Source organism: Metabacillus indicus (assembly GCF_046603695.1).
Taxonomy (GTDB): Bacteria; Bacillota; Bacilli; order Bacillales; family Bacillaceae; genus Bacillus_P; species Bacillus_P indicus.
Map to the genome: position 1 here is coordinate 1985799 of NZ_CP176757.1, position 13596 is coordinate 1999394.

Consider the following 13596-nt stretch of genomic DNA (forward strand, 5'->3'; position numbering starts at 1 on the left):
AGAAAAGGAGGGAATACAATGGGTGATACGATTCGACGCTCGATGCCCTTATTCCCGATCGGAATTGTCATGCAGCTGACAGAACTCTCTGCCAGGCAAATTCGATATTATGAAGAAAACGGCTTGATTTTCCCTGCAAGAACAGAAGGGAACAGACGCCTATTTTCATTTAATGATGTAGATACGCTTCTTGAAATAAGAAGCCTTATCGAACAAGGCATTAACATGGCCGGCATCAAGCAGATTTTTTCTTCTAAGGATAAAAGTATGGAACGCGAAGAAGAAGGCCAGCCTAAAAAAGTGGAAAAACCGGATCTGACCGACGCTGAACTCAGAAAGCTGCTGAAAGCTGAACTGATGCAGGCCGGAAGGTTCCAGAGATCATCGCTCAGACAGGGTGACATGTCTAGATTTTTCCATTAATTAACGCAGCTTCACTTTATTTTTCACAATAAATATTACTTAGTATTGTTAGGAGAGGATTTTCACAATGGCAAAGTATTCGAGAGAAGATATTGTACGCTTAGTACAAGAAGAAAACGTAAAATACATCAGACTGCAGTTCACGGACATCCTTGGAACAATCAAAAACGTAGAAATTCCTGCAAGCCAGCTTGAAAAAGCACTTGACAACAAATGCATGTTTGACGGATCTTCAATTGAAGGATTTGTCCGCATTGAAGAATCTGACATGTATCTGTATCCTGATCTTGATACGTTTGTTATTTTCCCTTGGACATCTGAAAAAGGCAAAGTTGCACGTTTCATCTGCGACATCTACAGCCCGGACGGCACACCATTTGATGGAGATCCGCGCAACAACTTAAGACGTATGCTGAAAGAAATGGAAGACCTTGGATTCACTGACTTCAACCTTGGGCCTGAGCCGGAATTCTTCCTTTTCAAGCTTGACGAAAAAGGAGAACCAACTCTTGAGCTGAACGATCACGGCGGCTACTTCGACCTTGCTCCGACTGACCTTGGAGAAAACTGCAGACGTGACATCGTGCTTGAGCTTGAAGAAATGGGCTTTGAAATTGAAGCATCTCACCATGAGGTAGCTCCTGGCCAGCATGAAATCGACTTCAAATATGCCGGTGCAGTAAAAGCTTGTGATGATATCCAAACATTCAAACTTGTTGTTAAAACAATTGCGCGCAAACACGGATTGCATGCTACATTCATGCCGAAGCCGCTGTTTGGAGTAAATGGATCTGGAATGCACATGAACCTCTCTCTTTTCAAAGACGGAGTGAACTCATTCTATGACAAAAACAGTGAACTTGAGCTGAGCGAAACAGCGAGACATTTCATTGCCGGCGTAATCAAGCATGCACCAAACTTTACAGCTGTTACGAATCCGACAGTTAACTCATATAAACGTCTAGTACCTGGCTACGAGGCACCATGCTATGTTGCCTGGTCTGCACAAAACAGAAGCCCGCTTATCCGTATCCCTGCTTCACGCGGACTAAGCACACGCGTAGAAGTGCGCAGTGTTGACCCTTCTGCAAACCCGTACCTTGCAATGAGCGTATTGCTTGCTGCTGGTCTTGACGGCATTAAAAACAAACTTGCTGCTCCAAAACCGATTGACCGCAACATCTATGTCATGACGAAAGAAGAGCGTGTTGAGAATGGAATCGTAGATCTTCCTGCAACATTAGCACAGGCTCTTGATCTTCTGAAAACAGACGAAGTAATCATCAACGCACTTGGCGAGCATTTGTTTGAGCATTTTGTAGAAGCGAAAGAAATCGAATGGGATATGTTCCGCACTCAAGTTCACCCATGGGAACGCGAGCAGTACATGTCTCAATACTAAGAATCACACTCAAAAACCTCAGCTGTCTGCTGAGGTTTTTTTGCACAATCAAGCTTTTTAGTCAATTCCATCTGATTTTCTTTTTTGAAGATAGTCCTTCAGCAGCCTCATTATGGCTATTACGGCAAGTATGGAACCAACTGCAATCCCGGATAAAGCGACCACGAGTGAAATGTATTCAAAAATAGAGTAATTTGCAAGCTTGTTCCAGCTTATGCTGCCTTTCCAGTCCTCAATGACAAGGTTCATGCCATAGATTCCGGAAATAACCGTATAAGTAGTAAGGATCAGCAGCAGGGAATTGTGGCGTTTGCTGGCCAGCTTCTCCTGGTTTTGATAAAGACTGTCCATCGTATTCTTCACTTCTTTATAGAGGGTCTCAATTTTGAACCTGTCTTTCATCATAACAGAAAGCTCCTGGCCTTCCGTTCTGCTGCTGATTTCTGAAAAGATATACTTAGCGGTGAAATTAGCAATCGAGCGGATCAGACCTTCCATTTTATCCTGTTTCTGATCAATGTAGAGCTGTGAATAGCTGTATGAAAGCTTTAGAAGAACAATTTTATAGAAAAGATGCAGGATGAGATTGTAGTAGAGCTGTCCAACCATTTCTTCCGCGGTCACGTTCTCCTGACCCACATCATTCGTAATTTTAGTGAATGTATGATCACTCACAACGTGAAAGCTGCCGGGTGACCACCTGTCGTAAATGTGATCCTTAAGATAGTGGTCTATATATGCGGAATTGCTTGCGGACATATACGGCCTGCCGTTTTGATCATAGCCATTTATGTGGCCTATTCGAAAAAGAGTATCCGAAGAAATCTCTGCGTCCTTTTCTGTCAAAAGATAACTGCTGACAAACATTCTCTCGTCAATAAAGTAGGGAAGGCTTCCAAGGTAAGTTGACTGGCTGTTTTCACTTTTTTCTATATACGGGACAACAGAGGGGCACAGCTCTTCAAAAATAAAATCCTGAATCTTTTCGTAAGTGCCCAGTCCTGAATGAAGAACAGTTCCTTTTTCTTCTGTAATAAATGGTTCAAGAACCCTGAAGTGATCCATAAAATCGAGTGCATCGCTCAGTGACCATGTATTGCTGTTTGATGTCAGCTCTGTCCTTATGGTGATCATTCCGACAGAAAAAGGGCATATATACAGATCGATTGAGTGGACATTGAAAGAATATTCATTTACAGCTGTACGAAGCGTGCATTTTCTGTCAAAGGATTTTGAGTATCGATTTATAGCCTTATCCTGATGCTGATCCGGAAAGAGAATCTGTTCTATGTACGGCATAAAATAATGTTTCAGGCGTTTATGGGGAAGACTTGTTTTCTCTCCGTAAAATTTTGTCTGCTGGGCGCTGCTGTTAATGCTGAAAAATTCAAATCCGTTCGCCTTAAGTTCATCAGTCAGCTGGGAGATGCAGTCGCTGTCCCATGAAAAAGGAAAAATAAATTGGGCATTCGCCCGCAGAATGGCCGGTTCTTTTGTCATAGGCACCCTCTCATCTTTTTTTTATTATTATGTTCCCCTGAGAGAAGGCTGCAAAACAGGCAAATAAAAAAACTTTGCCTGTAAAAGCAAAGTTTTCAGTGTATGTTTCTATAAACTCCAACAACTTTTCCCAGGATGACAACATGTCTGAGAATAATCGGTTCAAGTGTAGAGTTTTCCGGCTGAAGGCGCACGTAATCTTTCTCTTTGAAAAAACGTTTGACAGTTGCCTCATCATCCTCTGTCATGGCAACAACGATATCCCCGTTGTTTGCAGTGTTCTGCTGTTTGACAATAACCATGTCCCCGTCAAGAATACCGGCTTCAATCATACTGTCTCCCATAATCTCGAGCATGAAGATCTGATCATCGGATGCGGCGAACGTATCTGGAAGAGGAAAATATTCCTCGACGTTTTCAATGGCTGTGATCGGGGAACCGGCTGTTACTTTCCCGATTACAGGAACGTTAATCACGCTTGAACGCGGAATCATCGCTGTCTCATCTTCTAATATTTCGATCGCTCTCGGCTTTGTCGGATCCCGTCTGATCAGCCCTTTGCTTTCAAGCCTGGCAAGATGGCCGTGCACAGTTGAGCTCGAAGCAAGGCCCACTGCTTCGCCGATCTCACGGACTGATGGCGGATATCCTTTCTTTTGTACTTCAAGCTTAATAAAAGTGAGGATATCCTGCTGCCTCTTTGAAAGTTTTGTCATTTTATCCACCTCGCGTCCTGTAATTTATGTTGATTATAGCATGTTTTTCCTGCATATACAAACATAAGTTCGAAAAATGGCGTTGACAGAAACGTTTGTTCGCATTATACTGAAACTATCAAATATACGAACAAACATTCTATTAAGGTGGGGATTGAGTTGAAAGGTTCATTATCTTACGTTATTTCTTTCTTTGCAGTTGTCATTGTAGCTGTCTTTGCATTATCATACACAGGAGAAAAAGAAAGCCTTGATCATTATGTATCCATTGAAATAGCAGAAGGTGACAGTATATGGAGCCTTGCAGATCAATATGAAGAGCATCACCGCATGTCCAAAACCGATTTCGTTGAATGGGTTCAGGATAAAAACGGACTGCCGACAGCTGTGATCAAGTCAGGAGATTCTGTGGTTCTTCCTATTGATAAACAAACCTACCATGACGGGACACAGCTGGCATCAAGAAAATAGGGAAGTGAGAACACTGAACGCAATCATCTACTGCAGAGTCAGCACTAGAAAAGAAGAACAAGAGACATCACTCGCCCGGCAAAAAGAAGAACTTTTGGCCCTTTCAGCAGCACATGGCATGAATGTGGAAAAGATTATTGAGGAACAGGCGAGCGGATATGAGGTTGAAAGAGAAGGTATTTTTGAAATATTTGACTGTATAAAGGAACAGAAAATTGACGCCATTGTTATTCAGGATGAGACAAGACTGGGGAGAGGGAACGCCCGCATCGCCCTTATTCATTTTTTCGCAAAAGAAGGCATTACGATCTATACGGCCACGCAGAATGGAAAGCTTTTTTTGTCTGAAGCCGATTCCATGGTTCTGGAAATTGTAAGCATTGTTGAAGAATATCAGCGGAAGATCCATAATCTGAAAATTAAAAGAGGTATGCAGCGGGCGGTTGAAAAAGGGTATAAACCTCAGAGGAACCTTACTAACAGAGATAAAGGAAGCGGCAGAGAGAAGAAGGAAGTGCCTGTCAGCGAAATTATCAGGCTTAAACAGAATAAACTGACATTCTCAGAGATTGCGGCTACCTTAAGAGGGTTTGGATATGAGGTTTCTAAAGCGACAGTACATAGAAGATATCAAGAGCACATGAAAGAGGAACAGGTCTAATCTGTTGTTTTTTGCCCCCATATCTAGTACGATATGATAGTAAATCTGTATTAGGTAAAGGAGCTGCAGTCATGCTGCCAAAAGAAAAGATGGCAAGAATCAACACCTTGTCCAGAAAATCAAAAACGTCCGGTCTTTCTCCGGAGGAAAAACAGGAACAGCAATTACTCAGACAGGAATATCTTAAGGCATTCCGGGGTTCTATGAAAAATACATTAAAAGGCGTTACAGTCCTGGATCCAAACGGGAACGATGTAACACCTGAAAAATTAAAAGAAGAACGCAGACGCGATCTGCATTAATCGCTGGAATACGTCAATTTTTGATGTATTCCTTTTCATTTTGCACATAATACATTAGAATAGGTTCTTACACTTCTCATTTTTGCATTTCCATGCGAAATGGTTGTATGAATAGGGCAGTAAAGCTATGATAAAAAAGTAGAATGTTATTTCTGAAAGGATGATCAATTAATGTCACATTCAATTCAAGACTTATCAATTGCTACCATTCGAACGCTGTCGATTGATGCGATTGAAAAAGCAAAATCAGGACATCCTGGAATGCCTATGGGGGCAGCTCCAATGGCGTATTCGCTTTGGACGCAATTTATGAATCACAATCCTAAAAATCCTGAATGGTTTAACCGCGACCGCTTTGTATTATCTGCAGGTCACGGGTCTATGCTGCTGTACAGCCTTCTTCATTTATCAGGCTATGATTTAACGATGGATGATCTTAAAGAATTCAGACAATGGGGAAGCAAAACACCGGGACACCCTGAATTCCGCCACACAGCAGGTGTAGATGCAACAACAGGTCCGCTTGGCCAGGGAATTGGGATGGCTGTCGGAATGGCTATGGCAGAACGTCATCTTGCACATACATATAACCAAGAGTCTTACCCGGTTGTCGACCACTTCACATATGCAATCTGCGGAGACGGTGACCTGATGGAAGGAATCTCTTCTGAGGCAGCTTCCCTTGCAGGGCATTTAAAGCTTGGCAAATTAGTTGTTCTTTATGATTCTAACGACATTTCTCTCGATGGAGACCTTGACCGCTCATTCTCTGAAAACGTGGAAGACCGTTTCAAAGCAATCGGCTGGCAGGTCATTCGGGTAGAAGACGGCAACAACCTTGAAGAAATTGCTAAAGCGATTGAAGCTGCTAAGCAAGATGAAACTCATCCTACTCTGATTGAAGTGAAAACGACAATTGGCTACGGATCACCGAATATGTCAGGGAAATCAGATGTTCACGGCAAGCCGCTTGGATCAGATGAAATCAAACTGACGAAAGAAGCATATGCATGGACATTCGAACAGGACTTCCACGTTCCTGACGAAGTGTATGCTCATTTCAAAGAGTCGGCAGAACAGTTCGGTTCGAAAAAAGAACAAGAATGGAACGCTCTTTTTGACAGCTATAAAAAAGAATTCCCTGACCTTGCAAAAGCTCTTGAGGCAGGAATTAAGGGCGAGCTTCCTGAAAACTGGGATTCCGAAGTGCCTGTATATGAAGACGGCAAAGCACTTGCTTCACGTGCTTCTTCCGGTGAAGTGTTAAATGGCCTTGCGAAAAATGTTCCATACATTTTCGGAGGATCAGCTGACCTTGCAGGTTCAAACAATACTTCTATTAAGGGAGCAGCAGATTTCACAGCTGAGGACTACAGTGGACGCAACATCTGGTTCGGTGTCCGTGAATTCGCAATGGGTGCTGCACTAAACGGCATGGCGCTGCATGGCGGTCTTCGCGTTTACGGCGGAACGTTCTTTGTATTCTCTGACTACCTGCGTCCGGCAATTCGTCTTGCTGCTTTAATGGGTCTGCCGGTAACATATGTATTCACTCATGACAGTATTGCTGTAGGAGAAGACGGCCCTACTCATGAGCCGATTGAACAGCTTCCTGCCTTGCGTGCAATGCCGAACCTGTCTGTTATCCGTCCGGCAGACGGCAATGAGACTGCTGCTGCATGGAGACTTGCCCTTCAATCTGAAACGGCACCGACAGCACTTGTTCTTACCCGTCAGAATCTAAAAACGATCAAAGGTACGTCTGAAACGGCATATGAAGGAGTTTCCAAAGGAGCTTATACAATTTCTCCTAGCAAAAAGGAAACGGCTGACGCACTTCTTTTAGCATCAGGTTCTGAAGTGGGACTTGCTATCGAAGCGCAGGATGCTCTTCAAAAAGAAGGCATCGATGTTGCGGTTGTAAGCATGCCGTCATGGAACCGTTTTGAAAGCCAGTCAAAAGAGTACCGCGCTTCCGTTCTTCCAAAAACAGTGAAGAAGCGTCTGGCTATTGAGATGGCAGCACCTCTTGGCTGGGAGCGATATACTGGAGATGAGGGTGACATTCTTGGCATCAGCCAGTTTGGAGCCTCAGCACCAGGTGAAAGAATTATGAAAGAGTTTGGCTTTACAGTCGAGAATGTAACAGCACGAGTAAAGGCACTATTAGAAAAATAAGCCTTACGAGAGAGAACGAATCACTTCGTTCTCTCTTTTTCGACAAAAAAAGTGAAATTTTGCCTTTCGTTTAGACAAATTTCTTCCTCAACTTTCCAGTATAATAATGGGTAACCGTCATACGGAAGGGTGAAAGCATGAGACACTACACTGTCTACTTAATAGAGGAAGAGTTTGCGAATCACTTTTTTGGCCGTGAAGTAAAGCTTTTTCAGCTTTTTCAGGAATTTATGCGGACAAGCCCTGAACAGCCTGAGTTTATTCACCTGAAAAAACAAATTACTTATATTACGAGACAAATTCCGAAAGACTATATAGATGACATGATCAGCAGCAGCTTAAATGGACGATACAATTATGCATATTCACAAAACCGCCATCATATTGAAAGTGAATCCATGCAGGGAGGAGCCATCCTTGAAACGGGTGACAGATCGGTTACAGTCACTTCAGAAGGAAGCTTTGACATGGAAGCGATTTTCTTTGAAGTTCTCAGAAAGGCGGATTCATGCTTTTTAGCGATGGATTTTGAAGAAAAGCGGCACGGATGGCTAAAACCGATAAAAGAAAGAAAATTTGTCTAAAAAGGCAGAAATTATAGAGTATATGTTGTATAATATCCTATGGTTTAGTACACTGTAAAATAGACAACATGAAGGAGGAAAGACGATGGATCTGTGGGTAGTCATTCTAGTAGGCGTTCTGGCTTTGCTTGCCGGAGTAGCACTAGGATTTTTCATTGCTCGCCAGTATATGATGAGTTATTTAAAGAAAAATCCGCCAATTAACGAGCAAATGTTAAAAATGATGATGATGCAAATGGGCATGAAACCGTCCCAGAAGAAAATCAACCAAATGATGAAAATGATGAACAATCAGGCAAAATAAAAACCCGGTTACGGGATTTTAAATAAAAAAGCACGCTTTCGGAGCGTGCTTTTTTTGCGGGGATTTTTAAGTTTTAAGAATAAACACGTTTCATGGCAGAGTAGCTGTACCGGTTGTATTCATTCAGCAAGTGATCCAGTTCCTGGCTGTATTGAATGGACACGTTCGAATTGATTCCATTTTTAGTGGCTATTTCGATCATTTCCGCTCGTTTTTTTTCAATTAGTTTTAATAGTTCTTGTTTAGACACGAAAACTTGTCCTTTCTGTATGTAAGTTCTGCACGAACCTTGCTGGTAATTTCTATTATATCCTAAAATGGAAAATAATTCGAAGGGAAAATAAGGATTTTTTACTTTAATATATGACTATTATAAAGGGAAGTCCTGACCGAATAAATCCTTTTAAGCAGATGTTAAGGAATTGACATAAAACTGTCACACAGTGAAACATATGTTTTTCAGGCAGTATTTGCTAAAATATAGTGTGACTTTAAAGTTGAAAGGAGGGTTCATGGATGACCGATGTTAATGTATTCTTAGCATTTGGAGCAGGATTTCTTTCCTTTATCTCTCCTTGCTGTCTGCCTTTATATCCTGCGTTTCTGTCATACATAACAGGTGTTTCAGTCGGGGAGCTGAAGACTGAAAATGCCATGCTTCAAAAACGGAGTATGCTGCACACACTGTGCTTCCTGATTGGATTTTCCATTATCTTTATTGCTCTTGGATTTGGAAGTTCCTTTATTGCAGATTTCTTCTTTGGCTATAATGATCTGATCAGGCAGATTGGCGCCATTTTAATCATACTCTTCGGGCTTGTCATTGTGGGTGTTCTGCAGCCTGAATTTTTGATGAAAGAACGCCGGTTTGAATTGAAAAACAGACCCTCCGGGTATATCGGTTCCGTGCTTATAGGTCTTGCTTTTGCAGCAGGATGGACACCATGCACCGGACCTATTCTTACAGCTGTCTTCGGGCTTACACTGAGCAATCCAGGTTCTGCTATGCTCTATATGTTTGCCTACGTACTTGGTTTTTCCATTCCTTTCTTTATCATGGCCTTCTTTATCGGAAAGCTGGGATGGATCCGCAAGCACAGCCTGGTTATTATGAAAGCGGGCGGCTGGATCATGATTATCATTGGGATCATGCTGTTTTTTAACTGGATGACAAAGATTATTATTGTGATGAGCAGGCTGTTTGGTGGGTTTACGGGATTTTAGACCTATTTTTTAGAAATTTTTGAGTCTTTTTTACTACATTTTATTCTGTAATTTGATATAATATCTCATAGAATAGTAGATCTTGCGTTCGTCGATTTAAAAAGGAGGCGCTTGCATGGCCAGAGTGCTAATTGTTGATGATGCCAAATTCATGAGATTAACCTTATCAAAGATTCTTGTATCCAAAGGACACGAGATTGCAGGAGAAGCGGAGAATGGTGCCGAAGCAGTCAAACTTTATGAAAAGCTGAAACCGGACCTCGTTACGATGGATATTACGATGCCGGAAATGAACGGGATTGAAGCTTTGAAAGCGATAAGAGAGATGGATCCCGCTGCCAAAGTCGTTATCTGCTCTGCAATGGGCCAGCAGAAAATGGTGGTAGAGGCCATCGAAGCAGGAGCAAAGGATTTTATTACGAAGCCTTTTGATGAAACAAGAGTAAACGACGCGGTTTACCGCGTTCTGGGGTAAATTGCATGGAACGGCCATCTTTTGTGTAAAGAGATGGTTTTTTATTTGCTTCAGTAGTATATTATAGTAGTAACCATTTTAAAAAGGATTGATCACATTGGTCATTTTCTCAACAATTGCTGCTGTTATCATGGCTCTAGGCGTCATGATGATCCGCATGAGAGCTTCTAAGAAACCCGCAAGTGCCAGAAAGATTATCCTGCCGCCGATTTTTATGAGCACGGGAGCGTTAATGTTTCTTCACCCGATGTTCAGAGTGACGCCGCTTGAATTCCTGGAAGCGATCACACTGGGGTTCTTTTTCTCCATCTTTCTTATTAAAACATCAAATTTTGAAGTCAAGGAAGATAAAATCTACCTGAAGCGTTCAAAAGCCTTTGCATTCATTTTAATTGGGCTTCTCCTTATCAGGATTGCACTTAAATTTTATTTGAGCAACAGCATTGATGTCGGAGAATTGAGCGGCATGTTCTGGATTCTTGCATTCGGAATGATTGTTCCGTGGCGAATCGCCATGTATCTGTCTTTCAGAAAGCTTGAAAATCAGCTGCCTCCATCGAATATTCAGGCCACATAAAAACCCGCCGGGCTCAAGAGATTTGAGCCAGCGGGTTTTTTAAAATAGTGCCCGGTAAGGGGTATGATCAATATCTTTCTCTTTAAGACGCTTTAAAAGAAACTTATGGTCGCGCTTTGGAGTAGCTGTTATATATCCGCGAATCACAAGATCCTGTGTAATAGATCCCGCTTTTTCCTGAAGTGCCAGCTGGCCGATTTTGCCGGCAATTTTTGCCCGGGCAACATCCCTGAAAAGCTCAGGAACCGGTTCGACCAGATCCTCAAGCAGCTGTTTTTGGCTTGTATTCCATAAGTGCCTCGTCTGTTCAATATAATACGCTTCCCAATCAAGATCTGATTTTCCGTCTTCTTTAGGCAAGCGCTTTAAAAATTTCCGGAACATGAAAAACCCGCCTATTGCGAGCATGCCTGAAAGAAAAACGACCCAAAACAGTATGAACCATAGAAACCAGCCGTCAAGCATAGTTGTAACCCCCGTCCGTCAATGAATCTGCTATTATTATACACCAGGGGAAATTAGTTGAAAAGGCTGTCTCAGCTGGAATGGACCTGCTTTGAAAGCTCAAGCAGGGATTTTTTGACGGCTGTCAGTTTATTGCGGTCTTTGCCGGTTGACAGGTGGCCCAGCAGTTCGGCATGAGCGATGTAAACAGAGCGTTTATAAGACAAATCGACCCTGATCGTTCCACAATTTGTCGGCAAATACAGAATTTCATACAATAATGTCATAAACGCTCCTCCTAGAAATGGCGTTTTCTTTTTATTATATGATTAAATCAGCCTATAAAAAAGAATTATTTTCATATTTTTGTAAAAATTTGTAGCTTAATTCGGGTATTTTGACATAAAAGAAAAGACTTCCTGTCAGCAGGATGTCTTTTTTTGCGAGAAAACGGATGTGCATTTATTTCTCGAGTGCCTGATTATATAAGTTCCGGAGTACAAACGTTTTGTACATTTTCAGTTTTCTTCTTTCAATCGGGTGCCTGGTCATTCCCATTTCCCTGAGTGCTTTCACATACCATCCTTTGGAGCCATAATAGGCCATAAGCATACCCCTTTAGTCTTTTAGAAAAAAATATGTTTTGCCATCGATTTTCAGAACGGCAGTGACATAAAAAAGAAACATTTAAGACCTGTCAACATACGCTGAAAGATAGGGGGTTCTAATATGGAAAAGTACTATTGCACAAACTGCATGCTGCTCCTGGAACAAAACAAAATGTGTCCTCGGTGCGGAAATCAGCTGATCAAGAAAATAGAAATCAATGTCCAGGCTCAAAGCACCAAACCTTCAAAAAAACAATCTGAATTGTAAACGCGGCATCTGATCGGATGCCGTTTCATTTTCCTCTGACGACTGTTCAGAATCCTGAACGGTTTTGCTCGCTTCATTTGAAGACATGCGGATACAATTGCCAAAATTGACTGTGCCGCCTGTAATTTCATTGATCACAAGGTTTTTAATATAGACTCCCACTGCATACACGCTCCTTCTTCCTTATACATATGCCTGACAAGAAGGACTTGTCTGAGCAGAAACCTATAAAATGACACTTTCTGCGCAGATTTTGGCGGAAAAAATAAAAAAGCAAGCTGTGCTTGCTTTAAAGAGCAAATTGAACCGGAATATATGAGCTTTTCCGTGAGCAGCTTCCTTCTTTGAAAATTTTCACTTCAAGAATATCATTTGAGAACACAGCCTCAATCTTTTTTTTCTCAAGTGAAAAAGGAAGAAGGATGGATCTCTCCAGCTGATCTGATTCTGTCGTCTGCCGGGCAGTCTGTGCGGTGATAATGAGCGTTTCACGGTTTGCTCTAATCTGTATATCTTCCGGTTTTACATCTGCGAACTCTGCCTCAACAATGTATTCCTCGCTTGTTTCAAACAAATCCACCCGGAAGGATCTGCAATCAAGGAGGGCAGAGAACGGGTCTGTGAAAAACTGGTTCATCCAGTCTTCAATACAGCTCAGATCAGATGGTTTTGAACGCTTTTTTTTGTCCATCTCATGTTGACCTCCAAAAACCATGCTACTTTCATTTTATTCAGCTCATTATCAGGACGTGAATAGAAGACAGATTGTGCAGAAATGCTGTGAAGCTGACATGCGGAAGGCTGTGCAACAGTTGAATGCGGGGCTCTTTCTATAGTTCAGTTTATTTCCTGCTGATTGTGTTCATGCCTGGCATAAAAAGAAAAATTCCATGAACGGCAGGGGCGTTTTGTGCAGTTTAGTTGTGGTTTGTTTAGATGGCAGCGGGAGGGGGGATGATTGCGTTTTGTATTCAGTTTCAGGGGTAAACTCCTCTGTTAGAACGGAACCATCGGCTATAGCAAAAAGCGCCTATACCGCTTTATTAGTGCCCTGTATTTTGGACGGCGGATTTATAGGGCAGCATTCCACTTTTTTGGTGCTCTGTATTTTGGAACGTTTAATTTATAGGGTAGCATTCCACTTTTTTGGTGCTCTGTATTTTGGAACGCCGAATTTATAGGGTAGCATTTTACCTTTTTGTTGCCCTGTATTTTGGACAAGCTGATTTATAGGGCAGCATTTCGCCTTTTTGTTGCCCTGTATTTTGGTCCTGCTGATTTATAGGGTAGCATTTTCTCTTTTTGATGTCCTGTATTTTGGACCGGTTGATTTATAGGGCAGTGTTTTCTCTTTTTGATGCCTTGTATTTTTGATCTGCAAATTTATAGGCCAGCATTCCAATGTGTAAGTAATCATTGTGCTCTGCACGCTGTCCAGCTCCAGCGCTCAACTCCTCTG

At 42.0% G+C, this 13596-nt stretch carries 19 protein-coding genes; 11 read left to right on the forward strand and 8 right to left on the reverse strand.

Annotated elements, in window-relative coordinates:
* Positions 1-18: 18 nt before the first annotated feature.
* Positions 19-423, forward strand: a complete 405-nt coding sequence (locus ACK1LH_RS09920; RefSeq protein ID WP_029281141.1) for a MerR family transcriptional regulator — start codon at positions 19-21, stop codon at positions 421-423.
* A gap of 67 nt (positions 424-490) precedes the next feature.
* Positions 491-1825: a type I glutamate--ammonia ligase gene (gene glnA / locus ACK1LH_RS09925; protein WP_029281139.1), complete on the forward strand. Its 1335-nt coding sequence runs from the start codon at positions 491-493 to the stop codon at positions 1823-1825.
* A gap of 57 nt (positions 1826-1882) precedes the next feature.
* On the opposite strand, the gene ACK1LH_RS09930 is transcribed toward glnA, so the two are convergent.
* A complete protein-coding gene (locus ACK1LH_RS09930) occupies positions 1883-3325 on the reverse strand; it encodes a hypothetical protein (protein ID WP_411335012.1) in 1443 nt (480 codons plus the stop codon).
* Positions 3326-3420: 95 nt separating this feature from the next.
* Positions 3421-4041 carry a transcriptional repressor LexA gene (gene lexA, locus ACK1LH_RS09935; RefSeq protein ID WP_029281135.1) on the reverse strand — a complete coding sequence of 207 codons (621 nt, stop codon included), beginning with the start codon at positions 4039-4041 and terminating at the stop codon, positions 3421-3423.
* Positions 4042-4200: 159 nt separating this feature from the next.
* Between lexA and yneA the strand changes: the two genes are divergently transcribed.
* The 6 genes from yneA to ACK1LH_RS09965 all read left to right on the forward strand — a co-directional run bounded on the left by yneA (position 4201) and on the right by ACK1LH_RS09965 (position 8541).
* On the forward strand, positions 4201-4512 hold the full coding sequence (gene yneA / locus ACK1LH_RS09940; RefSeq protein WP_029281133.1) for a cell division suppressor protein YneA: 312 nt from the start codon (positions 4201-4203) through the stop codon (positions 4510-4512).
* Positions 4513-4525: 13 nt separating this feature from the next.
* Positions 4526-5173 (forward strand): recombinase family protein, encoded by a 648-nt coding sequence (locus ACK1LH_RS09945; protein WP_029565662.1) that lies wholly within the window; start codon positions 4526-4528, stop codon positions 5171-5173.
* A gap of 71 nt (positions 5174-5244) precedes the next feature.
* A complete protein-coding gene (locus ACK1LH_RS09950) occupies positions 5245-5475 on the forward strand; it encodes a DUF896 domain-containing protein (RefSeq protein WP_411335013.1) in 231 nt (76 codons plus the stop codon).
* 171 nt (positions 5476-5646) lie between these two features.
* Positions 5647-7653 (forward strand): transketolase, encoded by a 2007-nt coding sequence (tkt, locus tag ACK1LH_RS09955; protein WP_029281127.1) that lies wholly within the window; start codon positions 5647-5649, stop codon positions 7651-7653.
* A gap of 137 nt (positions 7654-7790) precedes the next feature.
* Positions 7791-8237 carry a sporulation inhibitor of replication protein SirA gene (sirA, locus tag ACK1LH_RS09960; protein WP_029281125.1) on the forward strand — a complete coding sequence of 149 codons (447 nt, stop codon included), beginning with the start codon at positions 7791-7793 and terminating at the stop codon, positions 8235-8237.
* A gap of 85 nt (positions 8238-8322) precedes the next feature.
* The gene (locus ACK1LH_RS09965) at positions 8323-8541 is read left to right on the forward strand and encodes a YneF family protein (RefSeq protein WP_029281123.1); all 219 of its coding nucleotides are present in this window, start codon (positions 8323-8325) and stop codon (positions 8539-8541) included.
* Between the two features lie 73 nt (positions 8542-8614).
* On the opposite strand, the gene ACK1LH_RS09970 is transcribed toward ACK1LH_RS09965, so the two are convergent.
* The gene (locus ACK1LH_RS09970) at positions 8615-8791 is read right to left on the reverse strand and encodes an aspartyl-phosphate phosphatase Spo0E family protein (protein WP_081414077.1); all 177 of its coding nucleotides are present in this window, start codon (positions 8789-8791) and stop codon (positions 8615-8617) included.
* Positions 8792-9057: 266 nt separating this feature from the next.
* Here ACK1LH_RS09970 and ACK1LH_RS09975 point away from each other — a divergent pair, with 266 nt between their 5' ends.
* The 3 genes from ACK1LH_RS09975 (at position 9058) to ACK1LH_RS09985 (ending at position 10817) form a co-directional block, all read left to right on the forward strand.
* A complete protein-coding gene (locus tag ACK1LH_RS09975; RefSeq protein WP_029281121.1) occupies positions 9058-9765 on the forward strand; it encodes a cytochrome c biogenesis CcdA family protein in 708 nt (235 codons plus the stop codon).
* A gap of 115 nt (positions 9766-9880) precedes the next feature.
* Positions 9881-10240 carry a response regulator gene (locus ACK1LH_RS09980; protein WP_029565665.1) on the forward strand — a complete coding sequence of 120 codons (360 nt, stop codon included), beginning with the start codon at positions 9881-9883 and terminating at the stop codon, positions 10238-10240.
* 97 nt (positions 10241-10337) lie between these two features.
* A complete protein-coding gene (locus ACK1LH_RS09985; protein ID WP_029281117.1) occupies positions 10338-10817 on the forward strand; it encodes a CcdC family protein in 480 nt (159 codons plus the stop codon).
* Positions 10818-10856: 39 nt separating this feature from the next.
* Here ACK1LH_RS09985 and ACK1LH_RS09990 read toward each other — a convergent pair whose 3' ends face one another.
* From ACK1LH_RS09990 to ACK1LH_RS10010, 5 genes are all read right to left on the reverse strand, one after another.
* Positions 10857-11282: a DUF2621 domain-containing protein gene (locus ACK1LH_RS09990; protein WP_203290191.1), complete on the reverse strand. Its 426-nt coding sequence runs from the start codon at positions 11280-11282 to the stop codon at positions 10857-10859.
* Positions 11283-11353: 71 nt separating this feature from the next.
* Positions 11354-11548, reverse strand: coding sequence for a hypothetical protein (locus ACK1LH_RS09995; protein ID WP_029281112.1), 195 nt, complete (start codon positions 11546-11548; stop codon positions 11354-11356).
* Positions 11549-11723: 175 nt separating this feature from the next.
* Entirely contained in the window at positions 11724-11867 is a 144-nt protein-coding gene (locus ACK1LH_RS10000) for a DUF2639 domain-containing protein (RefSeq protein WP_081414110.1), read from the reverse strand.
* A gap of 246 nt (positions 11868-12113) precedes the next feature.
* Positions 12114-12308 carry a hypothetical protein gene (locus ACK1LH_RS10005; RefSeq protein WP_029281110.1) on the reverse strand — a complete coding sequence of 65 codons (195 nt, stop codon included), beginning with the start codon at positions 12306-12308 and terminating at the stop codon, positions 12114-12116.
* Positions 12309-12426: 118 nt separating this feature from the next.
* Positions 12427-12828: an Hsp20/alpha crystallin family protein gene (locus ACK1LH_RS10010; RefSeq protein ID WP_051827097.1), complete on the reverse strand. Its 402-nt coding sequence runs from the start codon at positions 12826-12828 to the stop codon at positions 12427-12429.
* Positions 12829-13596 lie beyond the last annotated feature (768 nt).

What these genes read in the sequence shown, in the direction of transcription:
- ACK1LH_RS09920 (WP_029281141.1), top strand. Translation starts at nt 19, where the DNA reads ATGGGTGATACGATTCGACGCTCGATGCCCTTATTCCCGATCGGAATT.
- glnA (WP_029281139.1), top strand. Translation starts at nt 491, where the DNA reads ATGGCAAAGTATTCGAGAGAAGATATTGTACGCTTAGTACAAGAAGAA.
- ACK1LH_RS09930 (WP_411335012.1), bottom strand. Translation starts at nt 3,325, where the DNA reads ATGACAAAAGAACCGGCCATTCTGCGGGCGAATGCCCAATTTATTTTT.
- lexA (WP_029281135.1), bottom strand. Translation starts at nt 4,041, where the DNA reads ATGACAAAACTTTCAAAGAGGCAGCAGGATATCCTCACTTTTATTAAG.
- ACK1LH_RS09950 (WP_411335013.1), top strand. Translation starts at nt 5,245, where the DNA reads ATGCTGCCAAAAGAAAAGATGGCAAGAATCAACACCTTGTCCAGAAAA.
- tkt (WP_029281127.1), top strand. Translation starts at nt 5,647, where the DNA reads ATGTCACATTCAATTCAAGACTTATCAATTGCTACCATTCGAACGCTG.
- sirA (WP_029281125.1), top strand. Translation starts at nt 7,791, where the DNA reads ATGAGACACTACACTGTCTACTTAATAGAGGAAGAGTTTGCGAATCAC.
- ACK1LH_RS09965 (WP_029281123.1), top strand. Translation starts at nt 8,323, where the DNA reads ATGGATCTGTGGGTAGTCATTCTAGTAGGCGTTCTGGCTTTGCTTGCC.
- ACK1LH_RS09975 (WP_029281121.1), top strand. Translation starts at nt 9,058, where the DNA reads ATGACCGATGTTAATGTATTCTTAGCATTTGGAGCAGGATTTCTTTCC.
- ACK1LH_RS09980 (WP_029565665.1), top strand. Translation starts at nt 9,881, where the DNA reads ATGGCCAGAGTGCTAATTGTTGATGATGCCAAATTCATGAGATTAACC.
- ACK1LH_RS09990 (WP_203290191.1), bottom strand. Translation starts at nt 11,282, where the DNA reads ATGCTTGACGGCTGGTTTCTATGGTTCATACTGTTTTGGGTCGTTTTT.
- ACK1LH_RS09995 (WP_029281112.1), bottom strand. Translation starts at nt 11,548, where the DNA reads ATGACATTATTGTATGAAATTCTGTATTTGCCGACAAATTGTGGAACG.
- ACK1LH_RS10000 (WP_081414110.1), bottom strand. Translation starts at nt 11,867, where the DNA reads ATGGCCTATTATGGCTCCAAAGGATGGTATGTGAAAGCACTCAGGGAA.
- ACK1LH_RS10010 (WP_051827097.1), bottom strand. Translation starts at nt 12,828, where the DNA reads ATGGACAAAAAAAAGCGTTCAAAACCATCTGATCTGAGCTGTATTGAA.